We start from the raw sequence: 13573 nt of genomic DNA, 5'->3' as shown, positions 1-13573 counted from the left end.
GCCACATTCCCCTGCCCGCACAACCACCACAAGATCAGCAACCACGAAAACGATCACCAGAAAACAACCGGTGGATCCAGGTTGAGCGTTGTGAACGCCCCGTTCACAACGTTCAGGCTCGTTTTGGTTCGGGCATATTGGGGCAAACCGGTCAGCCTGGGATCGCGAGGCTTGGCCGGGCGGCGCGCGGGCGCGACAAGAGTGGCGTTTGCAACCCTGAGCGTTGCAAGAGTGGCTTTTGTTTCGTGCGGACCCTCGCGGAACCGGTCAAAGGTGGATAATTCGGTCGCCTCACGGAGCCGAAGGGGCCGCGTCCAGCGACAACGGCGCGACGGGCCGGATCGACGCGATTAGCCGGACCAGTGCACTCGGTCGGTCTGCGAGCCCTGCGAGCCCTGCGAGCCCTGCGAGCCCTGCGAGCCCTGCGAGCCCTGCGAGCCGGAGCATGCGCCAGGGTCCTGGCCTTCACAACGGCACCCCAAGCTCAACTCGCTCGCTCCAAAATGGACCACCCGAGCATCAGCCCCGACCGAGCAGCCCCCGAATCAACGCTACCTCCACACCCCGACATCACCAGGCTTCCAAGATCAACTAGACCGGGTTGTCCACAGGGGCTCGGCGAATGTGGACAAACCTGGGGATGTTGATCTTGACCAGGGTTCTGGCCGGTGGGGGCCGATAGACTGGTGCAGGGCGGAGCCCCCAGGGACGGGCGGGGGGGTTGTTAAGTAGCGGGGGCCGGCGACACCCTGAATACATCGGTTGTCCGGCTGGGGGATGTGAAGACCACGTAGGCTTTTGCTGTGAGTGCCTTTTATGCGGAGGCGCCGGGTATCGGTGTGAGCTGGCTGGACACCGCCGGTCCGCTGCTGGTGTGGGTCATCGTGTTGAGTTTCGTGTTCGCGGAATGCGCGCTCATCGTCGGCCTCTTCCTGCCCGGTGACTCCCTGCTGTTCGCCGCCGGTGTCGTGCTCGCGCAACACGGGTCGGACGCGAACGCGTGGCTGCTGTCGGCGGCCGCGCTGGTCGTCGCCGTGCTGGGGAACCAGGTCGGCTACTACATCGGCAAGCACACCGGGACCAAGCTGATCGCGCGCCGGGGCGGGAAGGTGCTCAACCGGCACAACCTCGAACGGGCGCAGCGGTTCCTCGATCGGCGGGGATTCTTCGCGATCGTCGCCGCGCGCTGGATCCCGTGGATCCGGACGCTGGCGCCGCTGATCGCGGGCGCGGCGCGGATGGATCCGCGCCGGTTCGCCGCCGCCACCGCGGTCGGCGGCCTGTTCTGGGTGCCGACGCTGGTGCTGCTCGGCTACTACGGCGCGGGCCTGCTCGACCAGATCCCCTGGGTCAAGACGGTCGCGTTGTGGCTGAGCATCGCGTTCTTCGTCGCGGGCACCGGCTACGGGGTACTGCGGTACCGGCAGGAGATGCGCAAGCCGATCGACGACGACCAGACGGCCAACGCTTCCTAAGGTTCCGGGTCGGCCCAGACCTCCAGCTGGATGCCGTCGGGATCGCGGAAGACGATCACCGCGGCGCCCGGCAGAGTGCGGGACGGCGACGCCGGCGTGTACGTCACGCCGTACTCGGTCAGCCGTTGCTCCCACTCCGCCAGGTCCGCGTGCGAAGACACCTTGAAAGCGACGTGATCCAGGCCGGTCCGCCGTTCGTCGAACGAGCGACGCGCCTGTTCGGCGTGCTGGACCAGCATCACGGCGAATTCGTCACCTGGTGAACGGAGAACCACCTTGCGCAGCCCGGTTTCCGGGTCGTCGCGCCTGGCGGACTCCTCCAACTCGAGTACACGGGCGTACCAGGGCACGCTCCGGTCCACATCGGTCACGGTAAGTGCCAGGTGGTGCACAGACCTCAGCTTTGACATGTTCTTGCGGCCGTCCTTCTTTCCGACCCCCGTCGGCGCACCCCGTGGCATATCAAAGCGCCACACCGATGCCGGGCTATCCGGCCCCGGTGATCAAGGGGCGGCTCCGCCCGTGCTAGTGACTCTTGACCCTGAGTGCTCCATCAGCCTTACACATCTGTCATGAAAGCCAGGAAGACACGTAAAGGATTGTTACTAACCGGGGTCATCAACGGTGACAACACACCGCGTGCTCGGAGGACGACAGAAACTCAGCCTTGGAGGTTGGCTTCACGCAGTCGGGCCAGCGTTGACATACGGTCGTCCGCCTCGATGCGCTGTGTCGTAACACGATCGGGGTAACACCGGGTGAACATGTTCGTGAAGTGCGTGCCGTAGTGGATGTACTCGTCCTCGGTCGCCGAACCGGACAGCGGCCGGACGCAGGCCTCGAAATTGGGCTCGTGGAAGTACGCCATGGTGAACCGCTCGCGTGTGTTCAGCCGGACCTTGTGCGGCGTCGACAGCAGCGCGCCGCCGGTGAGGAACTGCAGGATGTCACCGGGGAAGACGGTGAACACGCTCGGCACCGGCTCGACGAAGTGCCACGGCTCCTCGTTCTCGTACATCCCGGCCATGCTCTCGTCCTCGAGCCAGTTGCGGTTGCGGTGCTCGCCATCGACCGGCGGCCGGATGAACAGCCCGCCGACGTCGTCCTGCGCGGCGATCACCAATAGACCGTAGTCGGTGTGCGCGCCGATGCCGCGTGACGTCGCCGTCGACATCGGCGGGAAGCGCAGCACCCGCATGTGGTGCCAGCCGTCGACCGTGAGCTTCGTGAGCGCGTCGATCTCCAAGCCCAGCCCCAGCGCGACGAGCTTGAGCAGGTTTTCGCCCATGGCGCCGAGTTCGTCCATGTATGACGACATTGTCTTGTGATAGTCCTCGTCCGGCCACGGCACCGGCCCGTGGCACGGCCACCCCGCCGCCACCTTCGGGTCGTCTTCGGGGACGTCCTTGCAGACGGTGAAGATCTCCGAGTAGTCGGCCTCGCCCGCGGTGACCTCCTCGCCGGAGGCGATGTAGCCGCTGTACGTCAGGTCGCTGACGAACCCAGATTTGTGCGCCAGGGGCGTTTCGAAGAATCTCTTGCTCGCCTGAAAGGCTTCCTGCGTTTTCTGATCTTGCACGGGCTCGGCGACGACTTGAAAAATCCCGTCTTCCTGCCACACCCTGATCATTTGCTTGCCGAGGTTCTTTTCCGCATTGGTTCCGGTGACTGACACGGGCAGGGTGAAAGTCTGCAAGTCCGCCATGGGGATTCCTTTCTGAACCGCATCTGCTTCAACATAAGCCACACGGAAGAAAAAGGAATCCGGTTCACGGCCTAGCGGCCGCCACCCACTTGGAGTACTGATCCGGTCAGATAAGAGGCCGCGGGCGACAGCGCCCAGAGGATGGCTTCGGCGATTTCCGACGGCTGACCCGCGCGTCCCATCGGGATGGTCGGGGCGATCCGGTCGAGCCTGTCCGGCAGTCCGGCCGCCGCGTGCAGTCCGGTGTCGACCATGCCGGGCGCGATCGCGTTGACCCGGACGCCCTCCCTGGCTACCTCTTGCGCCACACCGAAAGTCAAAGTGTCCACAGCGGCCTTCGTCGCCGCGTAGTGCACCCACTCGCCTGCCGATCCGGTACGCGTGGCCGTCGACGACACGTTGACGATCGCGCCGCCGGAACCACCGCGGCGGGTGGACATGCGGCGAATGCCCTCCCGTACACACAGAAAGACACCGGTGACGTTCACGTCGACCACTCGTCGCACGGTTTCTACCGTTTGCTCGTCCAATCGGCCCGGGGTATTGCCGGTGATCGCGGCATTGTTCACCAAGGCGGTCAGTGGTCCGAAATTGGCAGCCGCTTCGAACAATTCGTGGACGTCGCCCTCCGACGCGACGTCGCCGCGCACGGTAAGCGCGCGGCGACCCTTTTGTTCAACACGCGAAGCAATTGATTCGGCGGCTGATGCGTCATTCGCATAATTGATGACGACGTCGTAGCCTTTGTCCGCGGCGAGCTCGGCGACGGCGGCGCCGATTCCCCGGCTGCCGCCGGTGACGATGAGAACCCCAGTCATATGGCGAAGTTAACCAGCGGGAGGTTCTCCAGCACCAGGTCCGCGCGCGAACGCGTGGCGTCGATGAGGTCGGCGTTGCGCTGATCGGAGCCGAGCGCGCGCCGCTTCGCCTCGACGAGCGAGCGCCCGTACCGCCGGTGCCGCGAGACGAGCCGCTCGATGCGCTCCGGCTCGTCCGGCGCCAGGAACCAGGCCTCGGTGAGCAGCGGTTTCACGCCGTTCCACGGCTCGGAGTCGAGCAGCAGGTAGTTGCCTTCGGTGATGACGAGCGGCACGTCGGCAGGCACCGGCACGGCGCCGGCGATGGGCTCCTCGATCTCACGGCGGAACTCGGGCGCGTAGACGGTCTCGCCGCCGGCGGCGAGCCTGCGCACGAGGTTGACGTACCCGTTCGCGTCGAAGGTGTCCGGCGCGCCCTTGCGCTCGGCGCGGTCGAGCCTGCGCAGCTCGACCTGCGCGAGGTGGAACCCATCCATCCCGACCACCGCGGCCCGTGAGCCGAGCGCGTTCGCGAGGCTCCACGCGAGCGTCGTCTTGCCGGACGCGGGCGCGCCCACGATGCCCAGCACGCTGCGCTGACCGGGCTTGGCCATCGCCTGTGCCCTGGTCAGGAGGTCCTCGAACGATGTCATCGCATTCCCTTTCCTCGCACCGCGTCCACCCAGGATCGCGGTCCCGCGTGCCGCACCCGTTCGGCGGCCACCTCGTTGGCGAACCCGATCAGCTCGGGCAGCTCGAACTTCCCCACGCCGTACGCCAGCGCGCCGTGCCAGACGTCGCCGGCGCCCAGCGTGTCCAGCGCGGCTACTTCGGGAACGGCCACGGACCCCGAAGAGTTCACTGTGGACCAGCGAACGGGTTCAGGTCCAGCGGTGGTGATCACCGTCGGCACCCCGCGCTCGTGCAGCCCCGGCCCCGGCACGCGGAACTGCGCCGAGCACGCGGCGATGTCCACGAACGGCAGCAGCTCGTCGAGCACCGGCTTCCAGCTGCCCGCGTCGAGCACCACCGGGATCCCGCGCTCACGCGCCCAGCGGACGGTGCGCAACGCCAGCGCCGGGTGATGCCCGTCGACCAGCACGGCGGACGCCGGTTTCAGCGGGGTGAGCGCGGGGGCCGGCGTCAACAACGAGGCGGCGTTGCGCGAGACGACCGTGCGCTCGCCATCGCGGTCGCGCACGGTCGCGGCGCTGACCGCCGGCGGATCCGGGTGGTCGGGCAGCAGGTCGACGACCTCGACGCCGTGTGCTTCGAGGTCGGCGCGGGCGAGCGTGGCCAGCGGGTGTGCGCCGAGGACGGTCAGCAAGGTCGCCTCGCCGCCGAGCGCGGCCACGGTCACCGCGGCGTTCGCCGCGGGCCCCCCGGCCGCGACGTCCACCGCGAGCGACTGGACCTTCTCGCCAGGCGACGGCAGTTCGGCGACCCGCTGCACGACGTCGACGGTGCACAGACCCGCCAGCACGACACTCATAGCCCGGCTCTCACCGCCGCCTCGACCTCTTCGACCTCGCCGTTCTCGCCGAGCCGCAGCGCACCGGTGAGCAGGCCGACCACCTGGTTCATCGTGTGCGTCTTCGGCGAGACGACCGCGACGCGCTTGCCGAGCCGGTGCACGTGGATGCGGTCGGCGATGTCGAACACGTGCGGCATGTTGTGGCTGATCAGCACCACCGGCAGGCCGCGCTCGCGGATCCGGTCGATCAGCGCGAGCACCTTGCCGGACTCCGCGACGCCCAGCGCGGCCGTCGGCTCGTCCATGATCACCGCTTTGGTGCCGAACGCGGCCGCTCGTGCGACGGCGACACCCTGGCGCTGACCGCCGGACAGCGTCTCGACCAGCTGGGTGATCGACTTGACCTTGATGCCGAGCTCGTCGAGCACCTTCTGCGCCTGCGCGCGCATGGTGCCCGTGTCGAGCTTGCGGAACGGTCCTTTCCGGATCTCGCGGCCGAGGAACATGTTCGACGCGATGTCGAGCGCGGGCGCGACGGCCAGGTCTTGATAAACCGTCTCGATGCCGACATGGCGCGCGTCCAGCGGCGACTTGAAGTGCACGACCTCGCCGTCGACCTTGATCTCGCCCTCGTCGGGGATGAGCGCGCCGGACAACGCCTTGATCAGGCTGGACTTCCCGGCGCCGTTGTCGCCGACGACCGCGAGCACCTCGCCCGGGTAGAGGTCGAAGTCGGCGCCGTCGATCGCGGTGACGTGGCCATAGCGCTTGACCAGGCCGCGTGCTTGGAGCGTTGGTTCGGTCATGCCTTCCTCCTGACGACCCGGTCCACGACCACGGCGACGACGAGCAGCGCGCCGGTCGCGACGTCCTGGTAAAGCGCGTCGACGCCCATCTGGGTGAGCCCGGACCGCAGCACGGCCACGACGAGCGCGCCGAACAGCGTGCCGAGCACGGAGCCCCGGCCGCCGAAGAGACTCGTGCCGCCCAGCACGACCGCGGTGATCGAGTCGAGGTTGCCGAGCTGGAAGGCGTTCGGGTCGGCGTTGGGCACGCGGCCGATCGCCTGCCAGGCCGCGATGCCGAAGATGAACCCGGCGACCACGTACACCGACAGGATGGTGCGGTTGACCTTGATGCCGGACAGCCGCGCGGACTCCGGCGCGTTGCCGACGGCGTAGACGTGCTTGCCCCACGCGGTCTTGGTCAGCGCGTACCAGATGACGAGGTACATCAGCAGCGCCAGCGTCATGCCGTAGGTGATCGGGATGCCGCCGAAGAGGTACCGGCGGGTGCCGAGCCAGCGCAGCACGCCGTCCGCGACCGGGATGGCCTGGCCGCCCGCGATCAGCTTCGCCGACGCGGTCAGCATGGTGAACACGCCGAGCGTGACGATGAACGCAGGCAGTTTGATCCGGGTTACCAGCGAGCCGATGACCGCGCCGATCGCGACCGTCACCAGCACGCCGACGATCAGCGCGACAATGCCGCCGCTGCCTGCCAGCTTCGCCATGATCAGCGTCGCGACGACCATGGCCGACGCGTTGGACAGGTCGATGCCGGCGGTCAGGATGATCAGCGTCTGGCCGAGCGCGAGCGTGCCGACCACCAGCGACTGCTCGACGACCAGCGACAGGTTGTCGAGGTCGAGGAAGGTGGTCGTGGACAGGGAGAACACGATGATCGCGGCGACCAGCGCCAGCGCGGGCCCGACCGCGGGCGCGCGGAGCAGGAACTCGCCGACGGACGCGCGATCACGGGTGATGGTCGTCATTTCTGGCCTCCCCAGCAGTTCTCCAGGCCCCACGCGGTGTCGTGACTTTCGATGCCGGGCAGTGGCTTGTCGGTGATGACCGCGGAGCCGGTGTTGATGAACCCGCTCGGCTTCTTACCGGTCTTCGCGTACTCGACGGCCGCGGTGACGCCTTGCTCGGCCATCTTCTTCGGGAACTGCATGACGGTGGCCGCGTACTGGCCGTCCTTGACGTTGCGGACGCCCTCACAGCCGCCGTCGATCGAGCCCATGGCTACCTTGTTGACCAGCCCGCGTGCCTGCAGCGCCGCGTACGCGCCCCGGCCCATCGGCTCGTTCATCGAGTAGACGGCGTTGATGTCGGTCGTGCGCTGCAGGAGGTTCTCCATACCCTGCTGAGCCAGGCTCTGGTCGCCGTTCGCCGGGGTGCGGCCCTTGATCTCGGGGCTCGCGTCGGTCAGCCCGATGCCCTTGAGGAAGCCGGTGTGGCGTGCGGTGTCGACCGTGCTGCCGGCGGTCCCGTCGACCATGAGCAGCTTGGGCGCGGCGCCCTGTAGCGCGGCCTTGACGTACGCGCCCTGCTGACGGCCTGCCTCGAAGTTGTCCGTGGCGAAGGTGGCGTCGACGGCCGTGTCCGGATCCGTCGCGGTGTCGAGCGCGATGACCAGCACGCCCTTCGCGCGGGCGCGGCCGATCGCGTCCAACACCCCGGTGGACGAGCTCGGCGTGATGAGGATGGTGGTCGCGCCCTGCTGGAGCAGGTTCTCGATGGCGCGGACCTGGCCGTCGTTGTCGCCGTCGAACTGGCCTGCCAGCGCGCTGAAGTCGGCGCCCTGCGCCTGCGCCGCGGCCTTGGCCGCGGCTCTCAGCTCGACGAAGTAAGGGTTGGTGTCGGTTTTGGTGACCAGCCCGACCTTGGCCTTTCCGCCCTCGCCCGCCGTGGTCTTGCCGCCCCACTGGCGGTCGACCGTGCAAGCGGAGGTGAACAGGAGTACCGCGGTCGCGGCGAGCGCGAGACAACGATGTCCCATGGGTTTCCTACCTCCGAAATGATGATCGTGAGGCTCTCGATGACCCCGGACCGTAGACAGGCCTATGCTGACTCGCAAGCGTTTGCGCAAACGCTTGCAGATCGTCAGAAGGGTGCTCATGGCTCCGCCCCGCTCCTCCCGGCCGACTCAGCGTGACATCGCCGAAATGGCAGGCGTCTCCATCACCACCGTGTCGCACGTTGTCAACGGCACCCGCGCGGTCGCCGAAGAGACGAAAGCCGCGGTGCTGCGCGCGATCGAGACGACCGGATACACCGGCGACGCCATCGCCCGCTCACTGGTCACGGGCGGCACGCGCTCGCTGGGCGTGGCGATCTCCCTGCTGGCGAACCCGTACTTCGCCGTTTTGATGCAAGCGATCGAGCGCGAGGCGGCGCGCGCGGGCTACACGGTCCTGCTCGCCGACACGCATGACACCGCTGAAACCGAACGTGAAACGGTGCGAACGCTGCGTTCCCGTCGCGTCGACGGCCTGTTGATCACGCCGTCGCCAGGCGATGGGCCGGTGATCAACGAGCTGGTCGCGCTGGACATGCCGACGGTGCTGGTCGACCGGGTGACGACACGGACGGACGTCGATCAGGTCGGGTCGGAGAACATCCAGTCCACGTCGGCGTTGACCGCGCATCTGGCGTCGCTGGGGCATCGCCGCATCGGCATGATCAGCGGTGCGGCCGGGCTGACCACGAGCGACGAGCGGACGCTCGGGTACCGGCTCGGGCTCGGCCGCTCCGGGTTGACGTTCGCCGCGGAACTGGTGCAGTGCGGGCATTCCTCACGTGAAGGCGGGGCGCTGGCGTTCAACACGCTGCTCGCTTTGCCTGAGCCACCAACGGCTTTGGTCGTCGCCAACGACTCCATGATGGTCGGCGTGCTGCACGAGGCCCGCCGCCGCGGCCTGAAAATCGGCACCGACCTGCCGGTCGTGGTCTACGACGATTTCGAGTGGGCCGACCTGGTCGACCCGCCGTTGACGACCATGGCGCAGCCGATCGACGAGATCGGCACGCACGCCGTGCGGCTGCTTTTGGCAAGAATCCACGACCCCGGCCGCAAGCCGGAAACCGTACGCCTGTCACCGGTTTTACGTCACCGAGAGTCGTGTGGCTGCGGTCCCGTTCACCCACATTGATGGTTCTTCCAGCCCATTGTGTTAGCACGACTGGATGACACCCGAATAGCAGTTATGGTCGGCCTCAACGCGAGTAGGGGCTTGGTGAATGACTGCACTGTCACCGGAATTGCCGTTGTGGGACACCCATGTCACCCTCCGGTTCGGCGTCGCCATGCCGGTGCACGCCGACCCGTATTCGGGTGAACTGCTGCAAGCCATCAAGAGCGCGGCCGCCGAGGCAGGCTGCACGATCACGGTCGCCGACACCGGTGACAGTGTTTCCGAAGAGGCCGCGGTCATCCGCTCACTGCGCGCGGATCAGGTCGACGGCGTGTTGCTCATTCCCGCCATCGGTGACGACGCGGTGATCAACGGCCTCGTCCGGATGGGCGTCCCGACGGTCCTCGTCGACCGGCTGGCCACGCGCACCGACGTCGACCAGGTAGGCACCGAGAACATCCAGTCGATGTCGACGCTCGTCAAGCATCTGGTCAACCAGCGGCACCGGCGCATCGGCCTGATCTCCGGCAACCCGGGATCCAGCGTGACACTCGAGCGCGAGACCGGCTTCCGCAACGGCCTGGGCCGCGCGGGCCTGCGCTGGAGCAAGGACGTCGTGGTCTGCGGCGAGTCGACGCCGGGCGGTGCGGCCAAGGCGATGAAGAAGCTCCTCGACGGCTGGCCGGCGCCGACGGCACTGGTCGTGGCCAACGAGGCGATGCTGATCGGCGTCCAGTACGAGGCGCACCGGCGCGGGATCAAGATCGGAACCGATCTGGCCGTCGTCGGGTACGGCGACGGGTTGTGGACGCGGAACGTCTGCTCACCGCTGACGACCATGTCGCAGCCGATCGCCGAGATCGGGCGCAAGGCCATGCACATGCTGCTTTCGCGGATCGCGGAGCCGGAGCGGTCACCGGAGACCGTGCGGCTGGCGCCGAGCTTCCATCACCGGTCTTCCTGCGGCTGCTGAGCGGCTCACCCAAGGCTTTGGGGTCGTGAGTGTTTTGACCGGTTAGAACCGGCCGTACCACTCACGACCCAAGCGTGGCGGCGGCTTCGAGAAGCATCCAGGCGCCGAGCTGGATGGAGAGGTCGCGCGATTCGTCCAGGGTCGCCGGGGTCGACCAGTCCGGGCCGTAGACCGGGCCGTTCGAAGTGTCGAGCGCGTTCGCGGCGCAGGCGTCCGCTGAGGTCAGCACCAAAGACCTGGCGACAGCAGCGGGTTCGCCATCGAGTCGTTGAGCCGCCAAGGCGAGATAGCGCGCGGTGATCCCAGCGAAGAGGCCACCGTCCCCACCGCCTTGGCCACGCAAAACACCGCCGGGCGCGCAGTGTGTGGCGACCGCGAACACCGTCCGAGCGGCAGCCTCCACATTGGACACTTCGAGGCAAGCGCCCAGGTAAACCCCTTGGCAGTACGTGTAAATGTGCTTAACAAACTCCCCCGTGTCAGGGCGGAACCCATCCCAGACCAAGCCGGTTTCCGGATCGACCAAGAGCGAGGTCATCCACTCGACGATCGCCTCGGCGCGCGCCAAGTCACCCGCGCGGGCGTGGAAGATCGCCGCGGGACCGTTCGCCGGGGCGTTCTTGAACTGGTCACCGCGACGCCACCAGATGCCGCCACCCGCGTCGGACGTCCAGCCCTCATGCAGTTGCGCCGAGATCGCAGTCAAAGCCGGTGAAACCTCGAGGCCGGTGCGCTGGAGGGCGAGGCCGAGCCAGGCGATGTCGTCGTAGTAGTCATTGGTCCAGCGGCCGAAGTTGCGCAGGCGCACCGAGCGGACGAAACGGGCGATCAGCGAAGCGCGAGCAGGAGAAGGGGCGCGCAGCTGGGCGTCGACCAGGCAGTCGAGGAAGTGGGCTTGCCACCAGTAGTTCCAGTGCCAGTGGACGCGATCCCTCAACGCGGGGGGCCAGTGGCTGCGGCCGAGTGCCGTGCCGGGAAGTGCCCAAACCCGCCGCAGGTGCCTGCCGAGTACCGCCTCCTCCGCGTTCATGAGGTCATCCTTGCTTGTGCGAGGACATACCGCTCGGTATGTTCGGGTGATGACGACTGCCCATGTGACCTGTCCACTGTGCGAGGCCACTTGCGGCCTGGATGTCACGTTCGACGAGAAACAGCTGATCAGCCGCATCACGGGTGACAAGGAAGACGTGTTCTCCGGCGGCTACATCTGCCCGAAGGGCGCCTCGCTCGGCGCGCTGCACAATGACCCCGATCGGCTCACCAAGCCGCTGGTCAAGCGGGACGGGCAGTTCGTCGAGGTCGGCTGGGACGAGGCGTTCGCCGAGATCGACGCCCGGCTCACGCCGATCATCCAGCAGCACGGGCGCGACGCCGTCGCCGTCTACGCCGGTAACCCGTCGGTGCACAACATCGCGCAGACGCTGTACGGCCGGGTCTTCTACAAGGCACTCGGCACCAAGAACTTCTACTCGGCCACCTCGGTCGATCAGCTGCCCAAGCACATGTCTTCGGGGTTCCTCTTCGGCGATCCGCTGGCCATTCCGGTTCCCGACGTCGACCGGACCCAGCACCTGCTGATCCTGGGCGCGAACCCGCTGGTGTCCAACGGCAGCCTGATGACCGCGCCGGATATGCGCGGCAGGCTCAAGGCGATCCGCAAGCGTGGCGGCAAGATCGTGGTCATCGACCCGCGCCGGACGCGAACCGCCGACGCCGCTGACGAGCACCACACGATCGTCCCCGGTACCGACGCGTTGCTGCTGTTCGCCATGGTCAACACGATCTTCGGCGAGGGCTTGGTCAAGCTCGGGCATCTCGAAGAGCACCTCGCCGGTGTCGACGAGGTGCGCACGCTGGCTGAGCCGTTCACGCCCGAGGCCGTCGCGCCGAAGGTCGGCATCGCCGCCGACGAGATCCGCCGGATGACCCGCGAGCTGGCCGCGGCCGAATGCGCCGCCGTCTACGGGCGGATCGGCACCACCACGCAGAGCTTCGGCACGGTCGCCAGCTGGCTGGTCGACGTGCTCAACGCGCTGACCGGCAACCTCGACCGCGCGGGCGGCGCGATGTTCCCGTTCCCCGCCGCGGGCAGGCCGGTCGGGTCCGCGAAGAAGCGGCAGTTCCGGGTCGGCCGCTACCACTCGCGGGTGCGCGGGTACCCCGAGGTGTACGGCGAGATCCCGGCCGCGACGCTCGCCGACGAGATCGAGACGCCCGGCGAAGGTCAGGTCCGCGCGCTGGTGACCGTCTGCGGTAACCCGGCGCTCAGCACGCCGAACTCCGGGCGGCTCGCGGGTGCGCTGTCGCAGCTGGACTTCGTCGTCTCGCTCGACGTCTACCTCAACGAGACCTCGCGCCACGCCGACGTGATCCTGCCCGGCCCGTCACCGCTGGCCAGGCCGCATTTCGACCTCGCGTTCTACCAGCTCTCCGTGCGCAACGTGGTGAACTGGACCCCGCCGACGTTCGAGTCCGACGTGCCGGGGGAATGGGAAACCTTGCTGCGGCTGACTTCCATCGTCACCGGGCAGGGCCCGAACCCGGACATCGCCGCGCTCGACGAGTTCGTCGCGGCGACCGTCGCGAAGAGCCAGGGCGTCGACCCAGCGCTAGCGGCGGGCCGGACCGGGCCTGCGCGGCTTGTCGACCTGATGCTGCGCGGCGGTCCGTACGACCTCACGCTCGCCGATCTCGAAGCCGCCCCGCACGGCATCGACCTCGGCCCGTTGACGCCGCGCATCCCGGACGTGCTCAGCACGGAGAGCGGCAAGGTCGAACTCGCGCCCGCGGCGATCACGGCCGACGTGCCGCGCCTGCTGGCCGAGCTCGACGTCACCCGCGACGGCCTGCTGATGATCGGGCGACGCCATGTCAGCTCGAACAACTCGTGGATGCACAACGTGGAAGCGTTGGTACGCGGTGGAAATCGCTGCACCGTGCAGGTGCACCCCGATGACGCGACGCGCCTCGGGCTGACCGACGGCGGGCTCGCGCAGGTCAACTCGCGGGCGGGCAAGATCGAGGTGCCGGTCGAGGTCACCGACGAGATCCGGCCGGGCGTGGTCAGCATTCCGCACGGCTGGGGTCACGATCTCGACGGCACCCGCACGCGCGTCGCGACCGCGCACGCGGGCGTGAACTCCAACATCGTCGCCGACGAGACCTTGCTGGACGCGTTGAGTGGCAACGCGGTCTTCAACGGCATCCCGGTCGAAGTCGCGCCGGCGTAG

13 protein-coding genes are annotated in these 13573 nt (G+C 67.7%); 4 read left to right on the top strand and 9 right to left on the bottom strand.

From position 1 onward, the window contains the following. The first annotated feature begins 803 nt into the window (after positions 1 to 803). A complete protein-coding gene (locus ACFV15_RS34745; RefSeq protein ID WP_378355884.1) occupies positions 804 to 1475 on the top strand; it encodes a DedA family protein in 672 nt (223 codons plus the stop codon). Here ACFV15_RS34745 and ACFV15_RS34740 read toward each other — a convergent pair. The 8 genes from ACFV15_RS34740 to ACFV15_RS34705 all read right to left on the bottom strand — a co-directional run bounded on the left by ACFV15_RS34740 (position 1472) and on the right by ACFV15_RS34705 (position 8235). Then, positions 1472 to 1885, bottom strand: a complete 414-nt coding sequence (locus ACFV15_RS34740) for a VOC family protein (RefSeq protein WP_378355883.1) — start codon at positions 1883 to 1885, stop codon at positions 1472 to 1474. The genes ACFV15_RS34745 and ACFV15_RS34740 overlap by 4 nt on opposite strands. A 251-nt stretch (positions 1886 to 2136) precedes the next feature. After that, positions 2137 to 3180, bottom strand: coding sequence for an isopenicillin N synthase family dioxygenase (locus tag ACFV15_RS34735; RefSeq protein ID WP_378355881.1), 1044 nt, complete (start codon positions 3178 to 3180; stop codon positions 2137 to 2139). A gap of 71 nt (positions 3181 to 3251) precedes the next feature. Next, positions 3252 to 3998, bottom strand: coding sequence for an SDR family oxidoreductase (locus tag ACFV15_RS34730; protein WP_378355879.1), 747 nt, complete (start codon positions 3996 to 3998; stop codon positions 3252 to 3254). Next, positions 3995 to 4630: a nucleoside/nucleotide kinase family protein gene (locus ACFV15_RS34725; RefSeq protein ID WP_378355877.1), complete on the bottom strand. Its 636-nt coding sequence runs from the start codon at positions 4628 to 4630 to the stop codon at positions 3995 to 3997. Before ACFV15_RS34725 ends, ACFV15_RS34730 begins: the two co-directional genes overlap by 4 nt. Then, complete coding sequence (locus tag ACFV15_RS34720) at positions 4627 to 5469, bottom strand: PfkB family carbohydrate kinase (protein WP_378355875.1); 843 nt, start codon at positions 5467 to 5469, stop codon at positions 4627 to 4629. The genes ACFV15_RS34725 and ACFV15_RS34720 overlap by 4 nt, the downstream gene beginning before the upstream one ends. Further along, on the bottom strand, positions 5466 to 6257 hold the full coding sequence (locus ACFV15_RS34715) for an ATP-binding cassette domain-containing protein (RefSeq protein ID WP_378355874.1): 792 nt from the start codon (positions 6255 to 6257) through the stop codon (positions 5466 to 5468). The genes ACFV15_RS34720 and ACFV15_RS34715 overlap by 4 nt, the downstream gene beginning before the upstream one ends. Beyond that, on the bottom strand, positions 6254 to 7225 hold the full coding sequence (locus ACFV15_RS34710) for an ABC transporter permease (protein ID WP_378355872.1): 972 nt from the start codon (positions 7223 to 7225) through the stop codon (positions 6254 to 6256). Before ACFV15_RS34710 ends, ACFV15_RS34715 begins: the two co-directional genes overlap by 4 nt. Then, the gene (locus ACFV15_RS34705) at positions 7222 to 8235 is read right to left on the bottom strand and encodes a substrate-binding domain-containing protein (RefSeq protein ID WP_378355870.1); all 1014 of its coding nucleotides are present in this window, start codon (positions 8233 to 8235) and stop codon (positions 7222 to 7224) included. The genes ACFV15_RS34710 and ACFV15_RS34705 overlap by 4 nt, the downstream gene beginning before the upstream one ends. Before the next feature lie 118 nt (positions 8236 to 8353). On the opposite strand from ACFV15_RS34705, the gene ACFV15_RS34700 reads away from it, so the two are divergent. Together ACFV15_RS34700 and ACFV15_RS34695 are read left to right on the top strand one after the other, a co-directional pair. Continuing rightward, on the top strand, positions 8354 to 9388 hold the full coding sequence (locus ACFV15_RS34700; RefSeq protein WP_378355868.1) for a LacI family DNA-binding transcriptional regulator: 1035 nt from the start codon (positions 8354 to 8356) through the stop codon (positions 9386 to 9388). An 88-nt stretch (positions 9389 to 9476) separates the two neighbouring features. Continuing rightward, positions 9477 to 10343, top strand: a complete 867-nt coding sequence (locus tag ACFV15_RS34695) for a LacI family DNA-binding transcriptional regulator (protein WP_378355866.1) — start codon at positions 9477 to 9479, stop codon at positions 10341 to 10343. Positions 10344 to 10404: 61 nt separating this feature from the next. Here ACFV15_RS34695 and ACFV15_RS34690 read toward each other — a convergent pair whose 3' ends face one another. Next, a complete protein-coding gene (locus ACFV15_RS34690; protein ID WP_378355864.1) occupies positions 10405 to 11373 on the bottom strand; it encodes a glycoside hydrolase family 76 protein in 969 nt (322 codons plus the stop codon). 49 nt (positions 11374 to 11422) lie between these two features. Here ACFV15_RS34690 and ACFV15_RS34685 point away from each other — a divergent pair, with 49 nt between their 5' ends. Next, the gene (locus ACFV15_RS34685; RefSeq protein ID WP_378355863.1) at positions 11423 to 13573 is read left to right on the top strand and encodes a molybdopterin oxidoreductase family protein; all 2151 of its coding nucleotides are present in this window, start codon (positions 11423 to 11425) and stop codon (positions 13571 to 13573) included.

This window comes from Amycolatopsis sp. NPDC059657 (assembly GCF_042734395.1).
Taxonomy (GTDB): Bacteria; Actinomycetota; Actinomycetes; order Mycobacteriales; family Pseudonocardiaceae; genus Amycolatopsis.
This window is presented reverse-complemented; position numbering and strand designations above follow the sequence as displayed.